This window comes from Campylobacter concisus (genome assembly GCF_902460535.1).
GTDB classification, from domain to species: Bacteria; Campylobacterota; Campylobacteria; order Campylobacterales; family Campylobacteraceae; genus Campylobacter_A; species Campylobacter_A concisus_AS.
Genome location: NZ_CABPTV010000002.1, coordinates 56,574 through 75,191, shown reverse-complemented (window position 1 = coordinate 75,191; position 18,618 = coordinate 56,574). Strand labels below are relative to the sequence as shown.

The 18,618-nt window shown below is 42.5% G+C and carries 22 protein-coding genes; 9 read left to right on the top strand and 13 right to left on the bottom strand.

Annotated elements, in window-relative coordinates; translation table 11 throughout:
• Positions 1–211 precede the first annotated feature (211 nt).
• On the top strand, positions 212–1,777 hold the full coding sequence (locus FZ945_RS01980; RefSeq protein WP_103574102.1) for a flavocytochrome c: 1,566 nt from the start codon (positions 212–214) through the stop codon (positions 1,775–1,777).
• Between the two features lie 29 nt (positions 1,778–1,806).
• On the opposite strand, the gene FZ945_RS01975 is transcribed toward FZ945_RS01980, so the two are convergent.
• Together FZ945_RS01975 and FZ945_RS01970 are read right to left on the bottom strand one after the other, a co-directional pair.
• On the bottom strand, positions 1,807–2,040 hold the full coding sequence (locus FZ945_RS01975) for a winged helix-turn-helix domain-containing protein (RefSeq protein ID WP_087583391.1): 234 nt from the start codon (positions 2,038–2,040) through the stop codon (positions 1,807–1,809).
• Complete coding sequence (locus FZ945_RS01970; RefSeq protein WP_148802135.1) at positions 2,031–2,396, bottom strand: diacylglycerol kinase; 366 nt, start codon at positions 2,394–2,396, stop codon at positions 2,031–2,033. Before FZ945_RS01970 ends, FZ945_RS01975 begins: the two co-directional genes overlap by 10 nt.
• Before the next feature lie 53 nt (positions 2,397–2,449).
• Here FZ945_RS01970 and FZ945_RS01965 point away from each other — a divergent pair, with 53 nt between their 5' ends.
• Positions 2,450–3,208: an exodeoxyribonuclease III gene (locus FZ945_RS01965; RefSeq protein ID WP_148802133.1), complete on the top strand. Its 759-nt coding sequence runs from the start codon at positions 2,450–2,452 to the stop codon at positions 3,206–3,208.
• On the opposite strand, the gene FZ945_RS01960 is transcribed toward FZ945_RS01965, so the two are convergent.
• Positions 3,205–3,762: a manganese efflux pump MntP gene (locus tag FZ945_RS01960; protein WP_148802131.1), complete on the bottom strand. Its 558-nt coding sequence runs from the start codon at positions 3,760–3,762 to the stop codon at positions 3,205–3,207. The genes FZ945_RS01965 and FZ945_RS01960 overlap by 4 nt on opposite strands.
• Positions 3,763–3,870: 108 nt before the next feature.
• Between FZ945_RS01960 and FZ945_RS01955 the strand changes: the two genes are divergently transcribed.
• Both FZ945_RS01955 and FZ945_RS01950 read left to right on the top strand, forming a co-directional pair.
• Positions 3,871–4,620 (top strand): DUF4197 domain-containing protein, encoded by a 750-nt coding sequence (locus FZ945_RS01955; protein WP_148802129.1) that lies wholly within the window; start codon positions 3,871–3,873, stop codon positions 4,618–4,620.
• Complete coding sequence (locus FZ945_RS01950) at positions 4,617–5,495, top strand: DMT family transporter (RefSeq protein ID WP_148802127.1); 879 nt, start codon at positions 4,617–4,619, stop codon at positions 5,493–5,495. The genes FZ945_RS01955 and FZ945_RS01950 overlap by 4 nt, the downstream gene beginning before the upstream one ends.
• Here FZ945_RS01950 and FZ945_RS01945 read toward each other — a convergent pair.
• Entirely contained in the window at positions 5,492–6,217 is a 726-nt protein-coding gene (locus tag FZ945_RS01945; RefSeq protein ID WP_148802125.1) for a class I SAM-dependent DNA methyltransferase, read from the bottom strand. The genes FZ945_RS01950 and FZ945_RS01945 overlap by 4 nt on opposite strands.
• Before the next feature lie 45 nt (positions 6,218–6,262).
• Here FZ945_RS01945 and FZ945_RS01940 point away from each other — a divergent pair, with 45 nt between their 5' ends.
• Entirely contained in the window at positions 6,263–6,655 is a 393-nt protein-coding gene (locus tag FZ945_RS01940) for an acyl-CoA thioesterase (protein ID WP_148802123.1), read from the top strand.
• Here the strand turns inward: FZ945_RS01940 and FZ945_RS01935 are convergent.
• Entirely contained in the window at positions 6,646–7,005 is a 360-nt protein-coding gene (locus tag FZ945_RS01935) for a Fur family transcriptional regulator (RefSeq protein ID WP_148802121.1), read from the bottom strand. The genes FZ945_RS01940 and FZ945_RS01935 overlap by 10 nt on opposite strands.
• 145 nt (positions 7,006–7,150) lie before the next feature.
• Between FZ945_RS01935 and FZ945_RS01930 the strand changes: the two genes are divergently transcribed.
• Genes FZ945_RS01930 through FZ945_RS01915 form a run of 4 tightly spaced genes read left to right on the top strand, consistent with a single transcriptional unit; the run spans position 7,151 to position 11,150 of the window.
• The gene (locus FZ945_RS01930) at positions 7,151–8,059 is read left to right on the top strand and encodes a metal ABC transporter solute-binding protein, Zn/Mn family (protein WP_148802119.1); all 909 of its coding nucleotides are present in this window, start codon (positions 7,151–7,153) and stop codon (positions 8,057–8,059) included.
• 2 nt (positions 8,060–8,061) lie between these two features.
• Positions 8,062–9,555 carry a nickel/cobalt transporter gene (locus tag FZ945_RS01925; RefSeq protein WP_148802117.1) on the top strand — a complete coding sequence of 498 codons (1,494 nt, stop codon included), beginning with the start codon at positions 8,062–8,064 and terminating at the stop codon, positions 9,553–9,555.
• A complete protein-coding gene (locus tag FZ945_RS01920; protein ID WP_021092586.1) occupies positions 9,552–10,334 on the top strand; it encodes a metal ABC transporter ATP-binding protein in 783 nt (260 codons plus the stop codon). Before FZ945_RS01925 ends, FZ945_RS01920 begins: the two co-directional genes overlap by 4 nt.
• A gap of 9 nt (positions 10,335–10,343) precedes the next feature.
• Positions 10,344–11,150, top strand: a complete 807-nt coding sequence (locus tag FZ945_RS01915; RefSeq protein WP_148802115.1) for a metal ABC transporter permease — start codon at positions 10,344–10,346, stop codon at positions 11,148–11,150.
• Here FZ945_RS01915 and FZ945_RS01910 read toward each other — a convergent pair.
• Genes FZ945_RS01910 through FZ945_RS01875 form a run of 8 tightly spaced genes read right to left on the bottom strand, consistent with a single transcriptional unit; the run spans position 11,131 to position 18,618 of the window.
• Positions 11,131–12,462 carry an MATE family efflux transporter gene (locus tag FZ945_RS01910; RefSeq protein ID WP_148802113.1) on the bottom strand — a complete coding sequence of 444 codons (1,332 nt, stop codon included), beginning with the start codon at positions 12,460–12,462 and terminating at the stop codon, positions 11,131–11,133. The genes FZ945_RS01915 and FZ945_RS01910 overlap by 20 nt on opposite strands.
• Before the next feature lie 12 nt (positions 12,463–12,474).
• Positions 12,475–12,855, bottom strand: coding sequence for a VOC family protein (locus tag FZ945_RS01905; RefSeq protein ID WP_148802111.1), 381 nt, complete (start codon positions 12,853–12,855; stop codon positions 12,475–12,477).
• Positions 12,856–12,869: 14 nt separating this feature from the next.
• A complete protein-coding gene (locus tag FZ945_RS01900) occupies positions 12,870–13,595 on the bottom strand; it encodes a TerC family protein (protein ID WP_021087117.1) in 726 nt (241 codons plus the stop codon).
• A complete protein-coding gene (gene purN, locus FZ945_RS01895; RefSeq protein WP_148802109.1) occupies positions 13,588–14,175 on the bottom strand; it encodes a phosphoribosylglycinamide formyltransferase in 588 nt (195 codons plus the stop codon). The genes FZ945_RS01900 and purN overlap by 8 nt, the downstream gene beginning before the upstream one ends.
• Positions 14,157–15,560: an NAD(P)H-hydrate dehydratase gene (locus FZ945_RS01890; protein ID WP_148802107.1), complete on the bottom strand. Its 1,404-nt coding sequence runs from the start codon at positions 15,558–15,560 to the stop codon at positions 14,157–14,159. The genes purN and FZ945_RS01890 overlap by 19 nt, the downstream gene beginning before the upstream one ends.
• A gap of 1 nt (position 15,561) precedes the next feature.
• Positions 15,562–17,067 carry a YifB family Mg chelatase-like AAA ATPase gene (locus tag FZ945_RS01885; protein WP_148802105.1) on the bottom strand — a complete coding sequence of 502 codons (1,506 nt, stop codon included), beginning with the start codon at positions 17,065–17,067 and terminating at the stop codon, positions 15,562–15,564.
• The gene (gene def / locus FZ945_RS01880) at positions 17,064–17,582 is read right to left on the bottom strand and encodes a peptide deformylase (protein ID WP_148802103.1); all 519 of its coding nucleotides are present in this window, start codon (positions 17,580–17,582) and stop codon (positions 17,064–17,066) included. The genes FZ945_RS01885 and def overlap by 4 nt, the downstream gene beginning before the upstream one ends.
• 1 nt (position 17,583) lies before the next feature.
• Positions 17,584–18,618 carry a GGDEF domain-containing protein gene (locus tag FZ945_RS01875; RefSeq protein WP_148802101.1) on the bottom strand — a complete coding sequence of 345 codons (1,035 nt, stop codon included), beginning with the start codon at positions 18,616–18,618 and terminating at the stop codon, positions 17,584–17,586.

Here is an 18,618-nt window from a genome sequence, read left to right as displayed (position 1 = left end):
TTTCTAAACTTTATGCTAAATTTACTTTAAATGCCTATTTTACGTCAATCCAAAGTCAAATTTGGATAAAAATAGTGTCAATAAATATTACCAAACTACGCTCTAATCGCACTTAGCTTTAATAAAATTTAATTTAAAAAATTAATTAGACTATTTTAATAATAAAGTCGTATAATCTAGTTAGTGAATATCTTACTTCAAAGGAGAGAGCATGAAAAATTCAGGTTTATCTAGAAGAGATTTTGTCAAATTTAGCGCTATCGGTGCTACGGCACTAGGCATGGGCGCAACAAATTTAATGGCCACACCAATGAACGAAAAAGATGTCAAATGGGACGAGGAGTATGACGTAGTCATCATCGGCTCAGGCTTTGCAGCTCTTGCAGCTGGCGTGACATCAGCCAAAAAAGGCAACAAAGTCGTTCTGATCGAAAAAATGGGTCGCACAGGTGGCAACTCTGTCATCAATGGCGGAATTTTTGCCGTTCCAAACAGCGACATGCAAAAGAAAGCTGGCATCAAAGATAGCACCGAGCTATTTATCAAAGACTGCTTAAAAGCAGGTCGCGGCATCAACCACGTTGATCTTTTGGCAAAGATCGGCGAGAGAGCGCAAGATGCTTACAAACTCACAATTGATTGTGGTGCAAAATATATCGACCAGATCACTCACGCGGGCGGTCACTCAGTGCCAAGAAGCCTTCAAACAGAGGTCGGCAGCGGCGCTGGCATCGTGCTCCCTATGACTGCGACATTTGAAAAGTTAGATGGCGCATCGATCAAAAAAAGGACAAAATTTGATGATTTCGTCTTTGACGACAAGGGCGCAGTTGTGGGCGTCATCGTCAGAGAAAACTACAAATTTGATGGCAATTTGATGAGTGACGATGTCGAAAACAAAGGTGGCGATACAAAATATATAAAAGCCAAAAAAGGCGTCGTACTAGCAGCTGGTGGCTTTTGTAGGGATAAAATTTTTAGACGTCTTCAAGATCCAAGGATCACACCTGAGACAGACTCAACAAACCAACCAGGCTCAACAGCAGGCGCGCTTCTAGCAGCATTTAGAGCTGGTGCTTATCCAGTTCAGCCAAGCTGGATCCAGTACGGCCCTTGGGGATGTGCTGATGAGACAGGCTTTGGCGTGGGATCGATGTTTAACGTAAATGGCGCTTTTCCGTTTGGAATTTCAGTCAATCCAAGAACCGGCAAACGCTACATGAATGAGCTAGCTGACCGCAGGACAAGAACTGAAGCGATGTTTAAAGTCATCCATGAAAAAGGCGAAGACGATAAAAATTTCCCTATCAACTTCTGTGACTCAAGAGCACTTCCTCACATGCTTCCAGCTCACTATGAAAAGGCTATCGCAGCTGGAATTTGCAAGAAATTTGACACACTTGATGCCTTGGCAGCTGAGTATAAGATCCCAGTTGATGAGCTCAAAAAAACAGTCGCAAGATATAACGAATTTGTCAAAAAAGGCGTTGATGAGGACTTTGGCAAACCAGTTGTTGCGACTACGACAAAGGGCATTGATATCTCAGTTCCGCCGTTTTACGCAGAGCGTGGCACGCCAAAAGTTCACCACACAATGGGTGGCCTAAATATCAACACAAAAGCCCAAGTCATGAACTCTCAAACAGCTATGCCTATACCAAATTTATATGCAGCTGGCGAGATCACAGGTGGCGTTCACGGAGCCAGCCGTCTAGGATCAGTTGCGATAACTGATTGCTTGACATTTGGCATGATCGCTGCTGAGACTATAGGCTAAAACTACTAGTGGCAGGCATTTGCTTGCCACTATAAATTTTTAAATCTATAAACCCCGTTTTTTACCCGCTCAAAAATTTTCTTCTCTTCAAGTAGCTTAAACGTGCTTATCACGGTTGGTTTGCTAACATTTAGCTTCTCGCAAATTTCTGAAATTTTAAGCATGATAAAGCCATTTTCATCGCTTAGCTCGCAAAGTAAATTTATGATCTCTACCTTTTTCTCGCCAAGAAGCGCTTTGTAAATTTCTTTTTCTAGCCCCAAATTTTATATCCTATCGCCACGCACCAAAGCGCGCCACATAAGAAATTTGCGATCATCACGGCTGCGCTTCCAGCGTCCTTTGCCGCTTTTGCTAGGGCGTGATAGTCTGGGCTCGCAAGATCAGTCACTCGCTCTAGGCCCGAGTTTAGGCACTCGCAAACTAGCACAAATGCCATGCTAAAGATCAAAAATAGGTTAAAAATAAGGTCAAATTTCCAAAAAAATAGCGAGATCGTAGCTACCAAAAATATACAAATTTCTATGCGAAAGCTCTTCTCGTTTTTAAAAATTTCAGCCAAACCCTCTCTTGCGTAGCCAAAATTTTTAAAAAATTTATACGTTGGCTGGTTTCTCATAACTTTCCTTTTTGTGATTTTTGGCATAATTATAATTAAAAAAAGGATGAAATTTGAAACTTATTAGCTGGAACGTAAATGGTCTGCGTGCAGTCGTGGCAAAAGAGGGCTTTGCTTGGCTCGATGAGATTAGGCCTGATTTTTTGGGACTGCAAGAGATCAAAGTCAAAGAGGACGACGTCCCAAAAGAAATTTACAACCTTGGGTTTAAAGATATCAGTGTAAATTCAGGCGCAAGGGCAGGATATTCTGGTGTGATGAGCCTGGCTAAATTTGACGTGCAAACGCAAAAAGCGGCCTTTTTTGACGACACGGAGGGGCGAGTTTTGGAGCATAGATTTGGCGATATCGTGCTTTTTAACATCTACTTTCCAAACGGCCAAAAGGACGACAAGCGCCTGGCATTCAAGATGGACTTTTACGATAAATTTCTAGCTTACTGCAAAGAGCTGATAAAGGGCGGCAAAGAGGTGATATTTTGCGGCGACGTAAATACCGCTCACCGCGAGATCGACCTGAAAAATCCAAAGGCAAACGCCAAAACTTCAGGCTTTTTACCTATCGAGCGCGCGTGGATAGATGAGGTGCTAAAAAGTGGCTTTATAGATACCTTTAGAGCCGTAAATGGCGACGTTGCGGACGCTTACTCGTGGTGGAGCTACCGCTTTAATGCAAGGGCTAAAAATGTCGGCTGGAGGATTGATTATTTCTTCATCTCGCAGGGTCTAAAAGATAGGCTAAAAGACGCCTTTATCCTGCCAGAGATCACTGGCAGCGACCACTGCCCAGTTGGCATAGAGATAGAAATTTAGAGCACTCCCTCTTCTAACAGGTGGGTGATGAGGATTTTAAAGCCTAGAAATATAAGTATCGCTCCGCCCAAAAATAGCGCCTTTTTCTCTAAAATTTCACCCATAAATTTACCGATGTAAAAGGCGGCTAGGCTTAGCACAAAGCAGACTACGCCGATGATGAGCGCACTCTCAAATACATTAACTGCTTCAAAGCTAAGCGTGACGCCAACGGCAAGTGCGTCTATGCTAGTGGCAAATGCGCCTATAAAAATGGTCTTAAGATCCATGCCCAAAGAGTCGCCAGCCTCGCTGCTACAGGCCTCTTTTAGCATTTTAAAGCCAAGAAAGCAGAGTATAAAAAATGCGATAAAGTGATCAATGGAGCTTATAAATTTAGCAAAGCTAATGCCTAGAAAATAGCCAAAAAGCGGCATGAGAAACTGAAAAAAGCCAAGCATAAAAGCGATAAATAAAATTTTGCCAAGTGTAAGACTTTTATACCTTGCGCCGTTTGCCATATTTAGCGCTGCGCTATCCATGCTAAGAGCGAAGCTAAGAAGTAAAAGCTGCATAAATTCCCCTCAAAAAAGGGTGAATTTTAGTGCAAAAATATTAAATTTATTTTAAGCGTTTAGATATTTTTTGTATGATTTTGCTTTAAATTTAAAAAAGGAGAGAAGATGAAAAGATCTCTTATTATTCTGTGTGGCGCGCTTGCTCTAAATTTACAAGCCGCAAGCATGGATGATATGATAAATAAAGGTGTGAAAATCGCCACTCATGCATCAAGCGGTGACTATAAAAGCTTAGTTAGCGAGGCGCTAAATGCCGCTGTAAGCGAGCTTTCAAAAGAAGGCTTTATGAACAACGCCACAGCTAAAATTCCACTCCCAAAAAGCCTTGAGATGGCGTCAAATTTAGCCAAAAAAGTGGGCGGCGAGAAGTGGGCGCAGGACCTTAGCAAGTCAATAAACAACGCCGCAACTACGGCCGTGCCAAAGGCTGCAGAAATTTTTAGCGAGAGCATAAAAAATATGAGCGAGGCTGATGTCAAAAAGCTCTTTAACGGCGGCAACGACAGCGTTACGAAGTATCTGCAGCAAAGCTCCAGCCAAAAGCTAAAGGCAGCATTTACGCCGATAATTGAGAAAATGATGAGCGATAATAGCTTTGCGACTGCCTATAATGGGCTAAATTCTTTCATCGGCAACTCAGCAAAAAACAACGAAACGATAAAATCAGTAAAGAGCCTAGCTAAAAATTTAGGCGCAAGCGAATATGTGCCAGATGATGACGAAGACCTAAACGCATATATCACGAGAAAGACGCTAGATGGGCTATTTAACGTGATGAGCGAGAAGGAAAAGGGGCTAAGAAGTGGCTTTAGCCTAGATAGCGGCAAAAAGGTGCTAGACTCGATATTTAAATGAGAAATTTGACCGCTCAAAACAGAGCCGACATCGCTCTTATCGTAGTTGCCATCGTTTGGGGCGCTACGTTTTTACCCATGGCAAACGCACTAAAGACAAATGGCGTCTTTGTCATGCTTTTTTGCCGGTTTTTTCTCTCGGCCATCTTTATGGGCTTTGTCGCGCTTAAATTTACTACAAAATTTGACAAAAAAAGCGTCATCTACGGCGTTATCCTTGGGGCGGTGCTATTTTTGTCATTTGCCACGCAGACTTACGCCCTAAAGCTCACATTTAGCTCGAGCGTCGCCTTTATCACGGGGCTTGAGTGTGTGATAGTCCCTTTTATGGCGGCGGTGTTTTTTAAAAATAAGATAAGTATTTTTGCTATTTATGGTGCACTCATCGCTATTTTTGGGCTTTGGCTCTTAAGTGGCGCCACACTCGCACTTGGGGCTGGCGAGGCACTAGCGCTTGTTTGCGCCATATTTTACGCACTTTACACGACGCTAAATGGCCACTTTGTAAGAAAGAGTGAGCTTTATCTGCTAGTCTTTGTGGTCTTTCTCACAAATGCCCTGCTCTCGCTCGTTTTTGCGCTTTTTCAGGGCAGTATCGTGCCAAATTTCGATAGAGAATTTTTCATAGCGATATTTATCACGACAGTGATTGGCACCATATTTTGCTACTTTGTCCAAACGATCGCCCAAAGATATACGACCGCTAGCAAGGCAGCCTTGTTTTTCTGCCTAGAGCCAGTCTCTGCAGGGCTCATTGGCTACTTTTTTGCTGGCGAGATACTTAGCATCTGGCAAATTTTTGGAGCCATGCTCATCATCTTTGGCGTCATTTTTAGCGAATTTGGCAAGCAAATTTGCTCTAAATTTAAGCTTTAAAAGACAAAAAGCTTCATTTGAGAGTCAATTTTCTCGTCTATAAACTCGTCCTCAAATCTCTCTTTTAACATAGCTAAAACCGCCTTTTCATCGTAGTTCTTAGCTCCGTTTATCTCAAGGTGCCAGCAGATATTCTCAGCTGCTTCTTGCACGCTTCGTCTAGCGATCCTTGTCTCATTTAAAATTTGACTTTTGTAAGCGATGCCTTGCTCTTTTAGCCACGCTTCAAGCCTATTTACAACGTTTTTTTGCGAGAGCGTTCGGCCAAATTTTTCGAAAAATGGCTCAAGCAGGTCAGAGCTTCTAGGCTTGTCCCAGCCAAGATAGAGCTTTTGCTTGGCGCAGTTTTGAAATTTAGCAAAGTCCTCGTCGCTTGCAATGGCTGGGCTCATCGTACAAATGGCGATATCAAAGCGCTTTTTAGGCTTAAATTCTCTCCACGAGCAAACCTCGCTACTTAAATTTGTCACGCCAAATTTCTTTGCATCTTCGTTTAAAATTTCTATCATCTTTTCAGAGCTATCAATGCCTGTTATATGTTTAGCCGTTTTTGATAAAAATATGCTCCAAACGCCCGTGCCACAGCCTATATCTAAAATTTCTTTGCCGTTAAAGTCTATCCCCCGAGCCAAGGCTTTGGCAAAAATTTGCTGCTGGATAGCGCTGATCTTGCCGTCAAATCTTTGGTAGTTTGACGCCTTTTTATCCCATAAATTTTGCATTTTAGCTCCTCTTTTTGGTTATAATTTTAGCAAAAAAGGTCAAAAATGAGAGATTTTATCTACCGAGTCATCATCCCGCCACAAGCCATAGACATGCACGGACACATGAACAATGTCTATTATTTCACGCTTATGCAAGAGGCCGCATTTGCCCACTCTGCCGCAGTTGGCGACACGGTCGAGGCGCAGTATAAAAGGGGTGAAATTTGGCTCATTAGAAAAAATGAAGCAAAATATATAAAAAGCGCAAAGCTGATGGATAAGATAGAAATTCACACCTACACGCAGGCCGATGGCAAGGCCACTTCGAGCAGGTATTTTGAGTTTAAAAAAGATGGCGAGCTAATAGCAACTGGCAAGACCGAGTTTGTCTATATCGACCTAAAGACAAACCGCCCAAAGGCGATCCCAGCTGAGATCATCGCGCTTTACTCGTGACCGCACTCGTCGCAAACGCCCTTTATCACGGCACTTTTTATATTTTTAGCGACATTTAGGTGGGGCATATCGATGTTTGTTACTTTGTGGCAGACATCGCAGATGAAGTAGGCTTTGGCCTCGTTTGCTAGCTCGTAGTAGCTCTTGTGGTTGTTTTCGGTTTTTATTACGAGATTTTCTTTTTCAAAAATTTCCATACTTCTATAAAAGGTCGTCTTGTTTGCGTCAAGAATTTGCAAAATTTCATCATAGCTTAGCGGTGCTTTGGAGTTTTGTAAAATTTCAACAAGCTTTATGCGAAGCGTCGTGGCCTTGATATTGTGCTCTTCTAAGAAATTTCTCGCGTTCATCTTTGCCCTTTTTATTTTGCGTATATTAACGCTAAAAGATTTAAACTATATTTAAAAGAAAAGGCTAAATTTAGGCTTTTGAACTTTAAGTTGCAACCAAGTTGCATTTTGCTAAACTTCGCAATTATTTTTTAAAGGAGAGATAATGAGAAAAATTATCGTTTTTTTAGCTGTTTGTGCTTTGTCTCTTTTTGCAAAGCCGGTTGTGACTACTAGCATACTGCCAACGAAATTTTTTGTCGAGCAGATCGCTGGAGATACGCTAGATGTAAATACGATGGTTGGCAAAGGGGCTGATCCGCACACCTACGAGCCAAAACCAAAGCAGATGAAGGAGCTTGAAAAGAGCGAGCTTTACTTTGCTATCGGCATCGAGTTTGAGGATGCGTGGCTTGATCGCTTCTCAAAGACGTTTAAAAATTTACGCATCGTAAAGACGCAGGAAGGCATCGAAAAGATCGCTATGAGCGATGAGCATGAACATGAAGAGCACCACGAGCATAAGCACGATGGAGAGCATAAGCATGAGCACCATGACCACGAGGGAGAGCACCATCACCACCACCACGACGGCCTTGATCCGCACATCTGGCTTGACCCTATCTTGGTAAAAACTCAAGCTGATAACATCGCAAAGGCGCTAATAGAGAAATTCCCGCAAAATGCAAAGCTTTATGAAGAGAATTTGGCTAAATTTAAAGCTAGCCTTGACGAGCTTGATGGCTTTATCAAAAATGAGCTAAAAGATGTCAAAACTCGCGAATTTATCGTATATCACCCATCTTGGGGCTACTTTGCAAAGCGCTATGATTTAGAGCAAATAGCCATTGAAATAGAGGGCAAAGAGCCAAAGCCAGCTGAGCTAAAAGAGCTTATAGAAGAGGCAAAAGAGCACGGTGTAAAGGTCATTTTCGTAGCTCCACAGTTTCCAACAAAGGCTGCAAATTTGATCGCAAAAGAGACTGGCTCAAAGGTCGTCATGATAGATCAGTTGCCTGAAAACTGGCTAGCTGAGATGAAAAAAACGGCTGAAATTTTCGCAAAAAGTCTATAGAAATGTTAGCACGCCTGATCGTCATTTGCCTACTAGCCATAAATGCCTTCGGGTGTGCTCTATGCTCGCTTTATAGCCCAACAGCTCACGTTAGTGCGAAATTTGTAGCACACGAAAACAACATCACGCAGATAGCTTTTACTTGGACCTTTTCGCAAAATTTCTCAGATCTTATGAAGCAAAATTTTGACCTCAATCAAGATGAAAAGATAGACGAAAAAGAGCTTAGAAAGATCCGCTTAAATTTGCTAGACTACCTCGTGCCAAGGCACTATTTGACGCAGATTGAGTATTATTACAAGGACGAAAACGCCACTAAAATAGAGCCAAATTTAAATAATTACAAGCTCTACTTTGACGAGGGCAGGCTTAAATTTGATGTTAGTTTTAAGACAAATTTAGTGATCGCTGACGGTCTTGTCGTGTCGGTTGATATGGAGGATAAAGAGGGCTATTTTAACTTCAAATTCACACAAAATAACGCATTTTTGGTGGGTGAGAGCTTCTGGGCGATACCAAATTCAAACTCAAATTTGATATTTTTTACATTTTCAAGCAAAGAAGCGGCCAAAGCTCACAACGAAAAGCCAGCGCTTAAAGAGCTGCTAAAAGAGCCAGTAGCTAGCGTGAGCGATGAAAATTTAAGTCAGATAGATAAGATCGATGAGGCTAAATTTGACATCGTCTCAAAAACTAGCCTAAGCTTGCTTGATAGGCTAAAGCAAATTTTAAGAAGCGTGGATTACAAAAGTCCGCTTGCGCTGCTATTTTTAGCGTTTATCTCATTTGGCTATGGCTTCTTGCACGCTGCTGGCGCAGGTCATGGCAAGGTGCTAACAAGCTCATATTTTGCCGCAACTGGTGGTAGCTACAAAAGGGCGTTTTTATTTGCGTTAAAGATCGGCTTTTTACATGTTGTGGGCGCATTTGTCTTTGTCTTTGCTAGCTTTTTGTTGCTACGAGAGGTGAGTAACGACCTTACAAAGGACACAGCTAGTATAACGACCGCGTTTTCTGGAGTTGTGATCTTTTTTGTGGCGATTTTTATGCTCGTTAAAAAGATCAAATTTTATCTCTCAAACAAAAATGAGACTAAATTTTATATTTTTGGATCAAATTTAAGTCAAAATTTGAGTAAAAATACAAAATTTACAAGTGATTGTGGCTGTCAAATTTGCTCTACTAAAAAACCAAAGAGCAAAGAGGAGTGGCTAGTAGCGGCTGCTGCGGCTCTTGTGCCCTGTCCTGGCACGATACTAGTCTTTGTGCTGGCAAATGAGATAGGCAGCTACTTTGCAGGCGTGATAAGTGGCCTGTTTATGGCGCTTGGCATGAGTGTGGTGATATTTGTAGCGGCAGTTTTTGGCTCAAAGATCAGCACGAACATTAAGCTAAAAAAGTTTAAAATCTACGCAGAATTTGCAGCCCTTGGCATCATGCTTTGGCTTGGACTTTTCATTTTTGTCACGACATTTACGCAAAAGAGCCTGTTTTGAAAGATATTATAAAAATTAGAAATTTAAACTTTAGCTACGATAAACAAGTCGTTTTAGAGGGTATTAACTTAGACTATAGTAGCGACGAGTTTTTAGCGATAATTGGTCCAAATGGCGGAGGCAAAAGCACGCTTTTAAAGCTCATTTTGGGTCTGCTTAAGCCTCAAAGTGGCGAGATCAAGCTCTTTGGTAAAGAGCCAAGCGAGGTAAGTAAATTTATAGGCTACGTGCCGCAAAATTTCCTCTCAAATCAAAGCTTTCCGATGATGGTTTTAGAAGTTGTATTAATGGGGCTAATCGATAAAAAAATCTTTGGTTTTTACTCAAAAGATGAAAAAGCTCTAGCGCTAAGTGCCCTTGAAAAGGTCGGCATGAGCGAGTTTGCAAACGCGAGGATCGGCGAGCTAAGTGGCGGTCAAAGGCAGCGCGTCTATATCGCTAGAGCGCTTTGTGCAAATGCAAAAGTGCTTATCCTAGACGAGCCAACAGCGAGCATCGACACAAAAGGGCAGGCTGAAATTTATGAAATTTTAAAGGGCATAAATGCAAATGGCGTTGGCGTGGTTTTAGTTAGTCACGACCTAAATATCGTGCTAAATTACGCTACAAAGATCGCTTACGTGAGTAAAAATTTACACATTCATAAAACGCATGAAAACCTTGCGAAGAGGGAATTTATCGAGCATCTAGCTAGAACGCATAGCCATTTTTGTGATGTTGAGATCGCACTTGGCGAGTGTGGTTGCGAAAAGACAAAGAGCAATGTTTTTAAATTTTAAAGAGAGAAAATGAGTGAAATTTTAGAGTTAAATTTTATGCAAAATGCCTTTATTGCGAGCATTTTAGTAAGCATAATATGCGGCATGATAGGCTCGCTTGTGGTGATAAACAAGATGACCTTCATCGCTGGAGGCATCGCACACGGCGCATATGGCGGCATAGGACTTGCTTTTTTCTTCTCACTCGAGCCGCTTTTTGGAGCGAGCATATTTTCGCTGCTTCTAGCGCTCATCATCGCCACGATCACGCTAAAAGATAAGACAAACATCGACTCTGTAATAGGCGCTATTTGGGCGATTGGCATGGCGATTGGCATCATTTTCATCGACCTCACACCTGGCTATAATGCTGATCTTATGAGCTATCTTTTTGGCTCGATCCTTGCAGTTAGCGGCACAGATATCGCGTTTATGAGTGTTTTAGACCTCTTGTTTTTGGCGCTCATCGCGCTTTTTTACCGCCAGTTTGTGGCGATCAGCTTTGATGCGGAGTTTGCAAGGCTAAGGGGCGTAAATACCACCTTTTTTCACTATCTGCTAGTTTGTATGATGGCGCTTTGCGTGGTGGCTACGATACGCGTCGTGGGGCTAATACTTGTCATCGCGCTACTTACCATACCACCATATATTGCGCAAATTTTTGCCAAAAGACTTGGACTAATGATGCTAATCTCAACCATTTTTTCTATCATTTTTTGCTTTATCGGCCTTGTGATCAGCTTTTATTTCAATCTCACAGGTGGAGCTAGCATCATCTTAGTCGCCTCACTTTGCTTTTTTGCATTTAGCTTTAAATTTAAAAGCTTGCGCTCGTAGCTCTTTTTAACCTAAAAAGCGTCCAAGCCAAAAAGCAAATCGCCGTAAAATAGACGCTAAAAAAGAGCGCTAGCCACATAAATTTGATCTCAAGTCCTAGCCAAAAGACCACCGCGTAAAAGAGCGAGCATTGAAGCACGAGCTGTCTAAAGCCATTTAGCAAAAAGATCGCTACTGGGCGTTTTATCGCTTGTAGAGTGCTGCCTGAGATGTTTATCGTGCCGTAAGCCATGTAGGCAAGTGAGTTGATGCCAAGGTAGAGTTTGGCTACCTCAAGCACGGCTGGAGTGCTGTCAAAGAGCCTGATCGCACTCTCGCCAAAAAGCCTTATAAAGATGTAGGCAAAGACGCAGTAGATGAGCAAAAAAAGAAGCGATAGTTTGTAGCACTGCAATACTCTTTGAAAGCTCTTAGCGCCGTAGTTTCTTGAGACTATGCTTAAAACTGCAGCTGCCATGCCGATGGTTGGAAGCACTAAAATTTGCTCGATCCTTAAGGCTATGCCATAACCTGCCACTGCATTTACGCCGTAAAAGCTCACAAATTTTAAAAGTACGAGCGAGCCAAGCGACATTGAGAGGTAGTTTAGGCAAGCTGGCAAGGCTTGCTTTAGTATCTTTGCCCAGACGGCGAAATTTGGTACGAAGTAGCCTAAATTTCTAGGATCTATCATCTTGCTCTTTCTAACTTTAAAAAAGAGATAGAGCATGCCTAAAAACTGCACGCTAGCCGTCGCTAGAGCAAGGCCCTTTACGCCAAGATCAAAGCTAAAGGCAAAAAGATAGCAAAAAAATGCGTTGATAAAAAGGCCGCAAAATAGCCAGTTGCGGTAGCTTTTAGTATCGCCAAGCGCGACTAGAACACCGTTAAGCGATTTTATAAGCAAGAAAAATGGAGCTGCAAGAAAGATGACACCAGCGTAGTCAAGTGCCTCTTTGATGTAGTGATGGTCAGCGCCTAAAATAACTAGTAAATTTGGTGCTAGCAAGTAGCCACATAGCCCCATAAAAATGGCAAAAACTAGCACAAAGATGATGCCATTTGAGGCGTAAAGTTTAGCCATTTTTGGTTTGTTTGCGCCTAGGCTGTTGCCTATTAGCGCGGTGAGTGCCGAGCCAAAGCCAAGCCCGATGCCAACGACGCTTAGATAGAGCAAAAAGCTCATCGCCATGCCAGCGACGGCTATGGTAGAAATTTTAGCGGCGAAAAATGTGCCAGTGACGTTGTAAAGCGTGTTAAACATCATGCCCACACCAGCTGGCAGCGAGAGTGAGATGATTAGTTTATTTAGCGGGTCTTTTAGTAGGTCCAAGCTGCCTTCTTGTTAAATTTCATATGAGCTAAGTTCTATTAAATTTCCATCAAAGTCGTAAATATATAAACTCTTCATTGCCCCAAGTACTCCGTTTCGCCTAACGATGCCAAGCTCGATCTCTACGCCTTTTGCAAGAAACTCTGAGCGCACGTCTTCTATGTCGTCTTCAACTATTAAACATATATCAGCACTGCCCTTTGTTGGATGCTTTGCCGCAGGTAAAAACTCGCCCTCAAACCTATGTAAATTTATCTTTTGTGAGCCAAAATTTAGGCTAATGTGACCGTCATTCTGAGATAGTCGCATGCCTAAAATGTCGCAGTAAAATTTAAGCGCCTCTTTAACGTCGCTTACTACGATCACGATGTGATCTAAATTTTTTATCTGCATTTTGGCTCACATTTTTATTTTTGATCTCTTAATGCCCTTTTTCTAGCGTAGATATTTATGCACTCAACCGCCAGCGAGAAGCCCATAGCAAAGTAGATGTAGCCTTTTGGCACATGCACGCCAAAGCCATCAAGCACGAGCGCAAAACCAACAAGCACCAAAAATGCTAGTGCGAGCATTTTTATCGTTGGGTTGTTATCGACAAATTCTGAGATCGCCTTTGAGGCAAACATCATCACGCCAACTGCGATGATGACGGCAAGTATCATGATATCGATGTGCTGAGCCATACCAACTGCGGTGATAACGCTATCAAGCGAAAAGACTATGTCTAAAATGCCTATTTCTAGGATAGTCGCGAAAAATCCTGGATGAGACTTGCTCTCGTGAGCCTCTTCATGCTTGCCAGTGGCGTTTGCGTGGATCTCCATTGATGATTTTACTATCAAAAATAGACCGCCTATTATGAGCACTAGATCGCGCCCAGTGATGCTAAGCTCGCCTATGCTAAAGAGCGGCTTTGTAAGCTTCATGATCCAAAATAGCGAAAGTAGCAGGATGATCCTAGTGATCATCGCAAAGCCAAGCCCTAAAATGCGGCCTTTACCCCTTTGCTCTGGCGGCAGTTTGCCTACTAAAATAGCGATAAATATGATGTTATCTATGCCTAAAACTATCTCCAAGCCAGTTAGCGTAAGTAGCGATATCCACGCCTCTGGCGAACTCAACCATTCAAACATTTACTTCCTTTGTTAAAATTTTTATTATGCTTTGGGGCAAAATTTCATGCTCTATGGCGTGAATTTTAGCCTCCCACTCATCTAAACTCATGCCATCCTCACGCTCAAACGCCCTTTGCGCGATCAGTTTGCCCCCATCAAGCTCCTCACTCACATAATGCACGCTCACACCGCCTATCATCATGTCGCTCTCAAAGCTCTCCTTTATCGCATGTGCGCCCTTAAAAAGCGGCAGGATAGATGGGTGAAGGTTTATGGCTTTGACCTGCGCCGTAAAAACTGGCGTTAGTATCCGCATAAAGCCAGCAAGCACCGTTAGATCAGCCCCATTTTTTAAAATTTGCTCCACCAAAGCAGCGTCAAATTCCTCACGATTTTTAAATTTAGCGCTTTCTATTATCGTCGTTTCAAGCCCAAATTTCTTAGCTCGCTCTATGCCAAATGCACCTGGCTTGTTACAGATACAAAGGCAAACTTCGATCTTTACACCGTTAAAAATTTGATTATGAACTTTTTTAAGTATCGCTTCTAAATTTGAGCCACTACCGCTAAAAAGCACGGCTATCTTTTTCGTAAGCATTTTACTCCTTTGATGATGTCTGTTGGCTCAAGCGCGTAGCTGTTTTTGCTAAAATTTTTAAGGCTAAGTGCATGAGATAAGGTGGCTGAGATGGCAGCATTTAGTGGCTCGTAGCCTTGAGCTAAAAGTGCTAGCACAAGACCGCTTAGCACGTCGCCACTGCCACCTTTTGCAAGCGTGTTTTTGCCATAAGGCATGACGTAAATTTGCCCCTCTTTGGCGATTATGGTGTTTGCACCTTTTAGCACAAGAACAGCCTTAAATTTCTCGCTCCAAGCCCTCGCGTAAGCGTATCTGTTTTCTTGCAAAATTTGCACATCTATATCGGCTATTTTGCAAATTTTTAAAAGCGAGCAAAACTCCTTTGGATGAGGCGTCAAGACGCAGTTTTCGCTTAGCAGCTCAAGCACTTTTGGACTGTAAAAGATATCAGCGTCAAGAACGAGCTTTTTGCCTTTTAAAATTTGCACCTCAAGCTCTTCTACGCCTTTTTTGCCAAGCCCCATGCCAAGGGCTCCAGCGTTCATTTTCTCGCTTATCTTGCTAGCTTGCATGATATGCGTTGGTAAATTTAAACCCTGCTCGCCTATCACGCTAACTAGCCCAGCCCCAAAGGCAAATGCCGCCTTTGCGCAAAGCTTGCTAGCTCCTATGTGCTCGCCAGATATGATAAATGCGTGGCCAAAATCGCCCTTATTTACGCATTGATTTTTTCTATTTGGAAGCACGAGGTCGCATTTTTCAAGCAGATGATAGTCGCTCTCGCACTCGTAGTTTTGCGCGCTTATGCCAAGAGTAGCGACCTTTATCTTGCCCACGTAGTCCTTTGCCGCGTCACTATAAAGCCCTAGCTTTCTAGCTCCCATCGTGATAGTGGCGTCTGCTTTTACGCAAGCGCCAAGCACTTTACCCTCGCTACTTAGCCCGCTTGGCACGTCGCAAGCGATGATATAGGCAGTGCTGGCGTTTATTTTTGAGATTAATTCTATGTGCTTTTCGTCTAAATTTCTATTTAGCCCTGAGCCAAAAAGCCCGTCTATGACGCATTTTGCGCTATTTAAGCTATTTTCTGCGTCTTTGCTCTCTCGCACGCCAGCAAATTTAGCCCTTTCAAGCTGTTTGGCGGCAAGCGGCTTTAAGCTTTGGCTAGCTAGGATAAATTCACACTCAAACTCGCCCTCTAGCATCCTTAAAGCGCAAAGCACGTCAGCGCCGTTATTTCCGCTACCGCAAATGCCAAGCACTCTCTCGCTTTTTTTAAATTTCTTACGGATAAAATTTGCTATGCCTGCAGCTGCATTTTCCATCAAAAGCTCTTCACTAAGGTTAAATTTCTCGCCTGCTCGCTCGTCCAAAACTCTCGTGTCTAAATATAAATTTTTCATTTTACGCCCTAAAACTAAGCGCCTCTAGGATGTGGGGCTTTAAAATTTGCTCGCTCTCATCAAGATCGGCGATGCTTCTAGCCACTCTAAGCGTCCTTTTTATGCCCCTTTGAGAGAGGTTGTATTTCGTGGCGGCCTTTTGTAAAATGTCACTTGCCTCGGCGTTTAATGTGCAAAATTTAGCCACCTGCGCGTCGTTTAGCTTGCCATTTAGCTCATCTTGACCCCGCCTTTTTTGAAAGATAAAGGCTTTTAAAACCATCTCACTCATCTGCTGTGAGCTCAAACTCGCCTTGTCATCTGGCGAGCTCTCGTCCATCGCGACTTTTAAGTCTATGCGGTCAAGCACTGGGGCTGAAATTTTGGCTTTGTAGTTTTTTATCTCATTTTCGCTGCATTTGCAGTTTAGGTTGCGGGAGAATAAATTTCCACAAGGGCAGGGATTTTGAGCGGCCACGAAGATAAATTTAGTCTCATAAGTCACTTTTGAATTTACTCTTGCGATGTGGATTTGATTGTCCTCAAGTGGCTCTCTGAGGCTTTCTATAACCTGTTTAGAAAAGTGTGGAAACTCATCAAAAAATAGCACTCCGCCATTTGCAAGTGCGATCTCGCCGATCTTTGCGACGTTTGAGCCTCCGCCAAAGATCGAGCTTTTTGTCGAGGTGTGATGTGGCGAGCGAAAGGCTCTAGTGCTTGTAAATTCGCTATCTTGAAGATTTAGCGAGCGGTAGGCGGCGGACTTTAGCACATCTTCTAGGCTTTGTGGCGCCATGATATAGACGAGGCGTTTTGCGCACATGCTCTTGCCGCTGCCTGGGCTACCTTCAAATAAGATATTGTGCATGCCAACGGCTGCGATGATGCAGGCTCTTTTGGCTCTTTCTTGACCTAAAACGTCCTTAAAATCAAGTTCGTAATTTAAATTTGGAACATATCTTTTGCCAGAAATTTCTATCACATTTGAAAATAGCTCGTGTGTGGCGCTAAAATGCATGCTTTTAGCAAATTCTGCGTCGCTAAAAAACTTTATCGCCTCCTCTAGTGTGCTAACGCCATAAACCTCTAAATTTGGGATCATCGAAGCTTTTGCAGCTATCTCTTTTGGCACTAAAATTTTTGCCTTTTGCACCTGCGTGCTTAAAAAAAGTAGGATCGAAAACAAATTTGCCGTGCTTTTTACACTACCATCAAGTCCAAGCTCGCCAAAAACAAAAATTTTCTCCAAGCTTTTTGCCTTTTGAAGAGCGATTAAAAGGGCGATACTTAGATCAAAATGTGAGCCACTTTTTGGCAGGTCTGATGGGGATAAATTTATGGTTATTTTTTGCGCTGGAAAGGCAAAGTCAAGCGCTAAAAGTGCCGCCTTTACACGCTCTGTGCTCTCTTTGATGCTGGTGCTTGCAAGGCCCACGATGCTAAAGCCAGGAAGCCCGCGAGAAAAGATCGACTCAACATCAATGATCTTTAGTCCGTCGCCGTAAGTAGCACATTTTAGGGACTTCATGATGTCTTTTCTTTTTTCTGCTTTTTGTATTCCTTGTCGAATTTTTTGCGTTTGTTAAAGCCTATTTTTTCTATAAAAAGATGTCCGTCTAGGTGGTCATTTTCATGCTGGATAGCAATCGCTAGTAGCCCATCAGTTTTTAAGGTCTGCTCTTTGCCAAAGCGGTCTTGAAATTTGATAGCAACGACCTCACTTCGTTTAACGTCCTCGTAGTAGCCAGGCACGCTAAGGCAGCCCTCTTGATAGACGCACTCGCCCTCACGTAGCTCAAATTTTGGGTTTATGATCTCGATTAAATTTTCTTTATCTTGCACGCCCTCTTCGTTGGCTAAATTTATGATGAAAATTCTCTTTGCAACGCCTATTTGTATTGCTGCAAGACCGATGCCCTCTTTTGCGATCATCGTCTCATACATATCATCAAGAAGTTTGTGAAGCTTATCATCGAAAACTTCAACCTCTTTTGAAATTTCATAAAGCTTTTTATTTGGATAGGATAAAACTTCTAGGATCAAACTAATTCTCTGCTTTCTCGTCTAAAAATAGTGGCTCATTTAGGTCTTGGTTGGTCTCTAGCTTGTCAAGTGCATGAGAGAGCAGCTCTTCGGTACTCTTTGTTTTTGAGATCATGCTTGAGACGATCTGCACGTCTAGTTTGCACTCTTCGTTATCGATCTTCCAAGGCATAGATGAGAGCATGTTTAAAATTCTCGCGCACGCTTGCTTTGTGCCATTTTCGTCGGTGTATTTCATCACCATAGCAAAGCAGCCATTGCCGTAGTGTGCAACTATATCGCTTCTACGTGAAGTTCTTAAAAGAAGTTGTGACATGCTTTTAAACATATTGTTTCGCTCTTTTAAATTTTTAACGCGGTTTGCAAATTTGTCTTTTATCTTGACTAACAAAAATGAGGCATTATAGCCATAGCGCCTAACAGACTCGATCTCGCTGCTTATGGTCGCTACTAGAAATTTCTTGTTATAGACCTCGTATGTTGTGTCGTAGATCGACTGCTCTTCGATCGCCTTAAACATCTTGCCGACCTCTTCGTAGCTCATCTTGATGACGTCAAGATGCTTGTCCATGAGATCGTTTAGCTTGATAAGGTCTTGGTTAAAGGCGCTTAAGACATTTTGAAGCGCAAGGACGTTTGTGTTGTTTTTAAGCCCATCCATACGCTTTTGCACTAGGCTTCTCATAACGCCTAAATTTTTATAGATGAGCACGACTGCTTGAAGCATGCTCTTTATCTGGATAAAGCCTTGTTTTACCTCTTTTTCGATAGAGATGTTGCCATTTGTTGGCACTGAGCTTTCAGAATTTGCCACGATGATATCGCCGATCTCTTTTCTAAACTCATCCGACTGCCCATCAAGCATCTTTTCAAAGTAGATAGAGTAGTTTGTCGGCGTAGATGGGACGTTGTCGTCGCTTAGTTCGTGCAAAACGTCCTCTGAAAATTTATAGATATTTACCTTTTCTTTTTTGACAGCTGGTTTTGCTTCAGCTGCTTTTCTTTTTGGATCTGGTGCGTTATCTATCTTTATCAC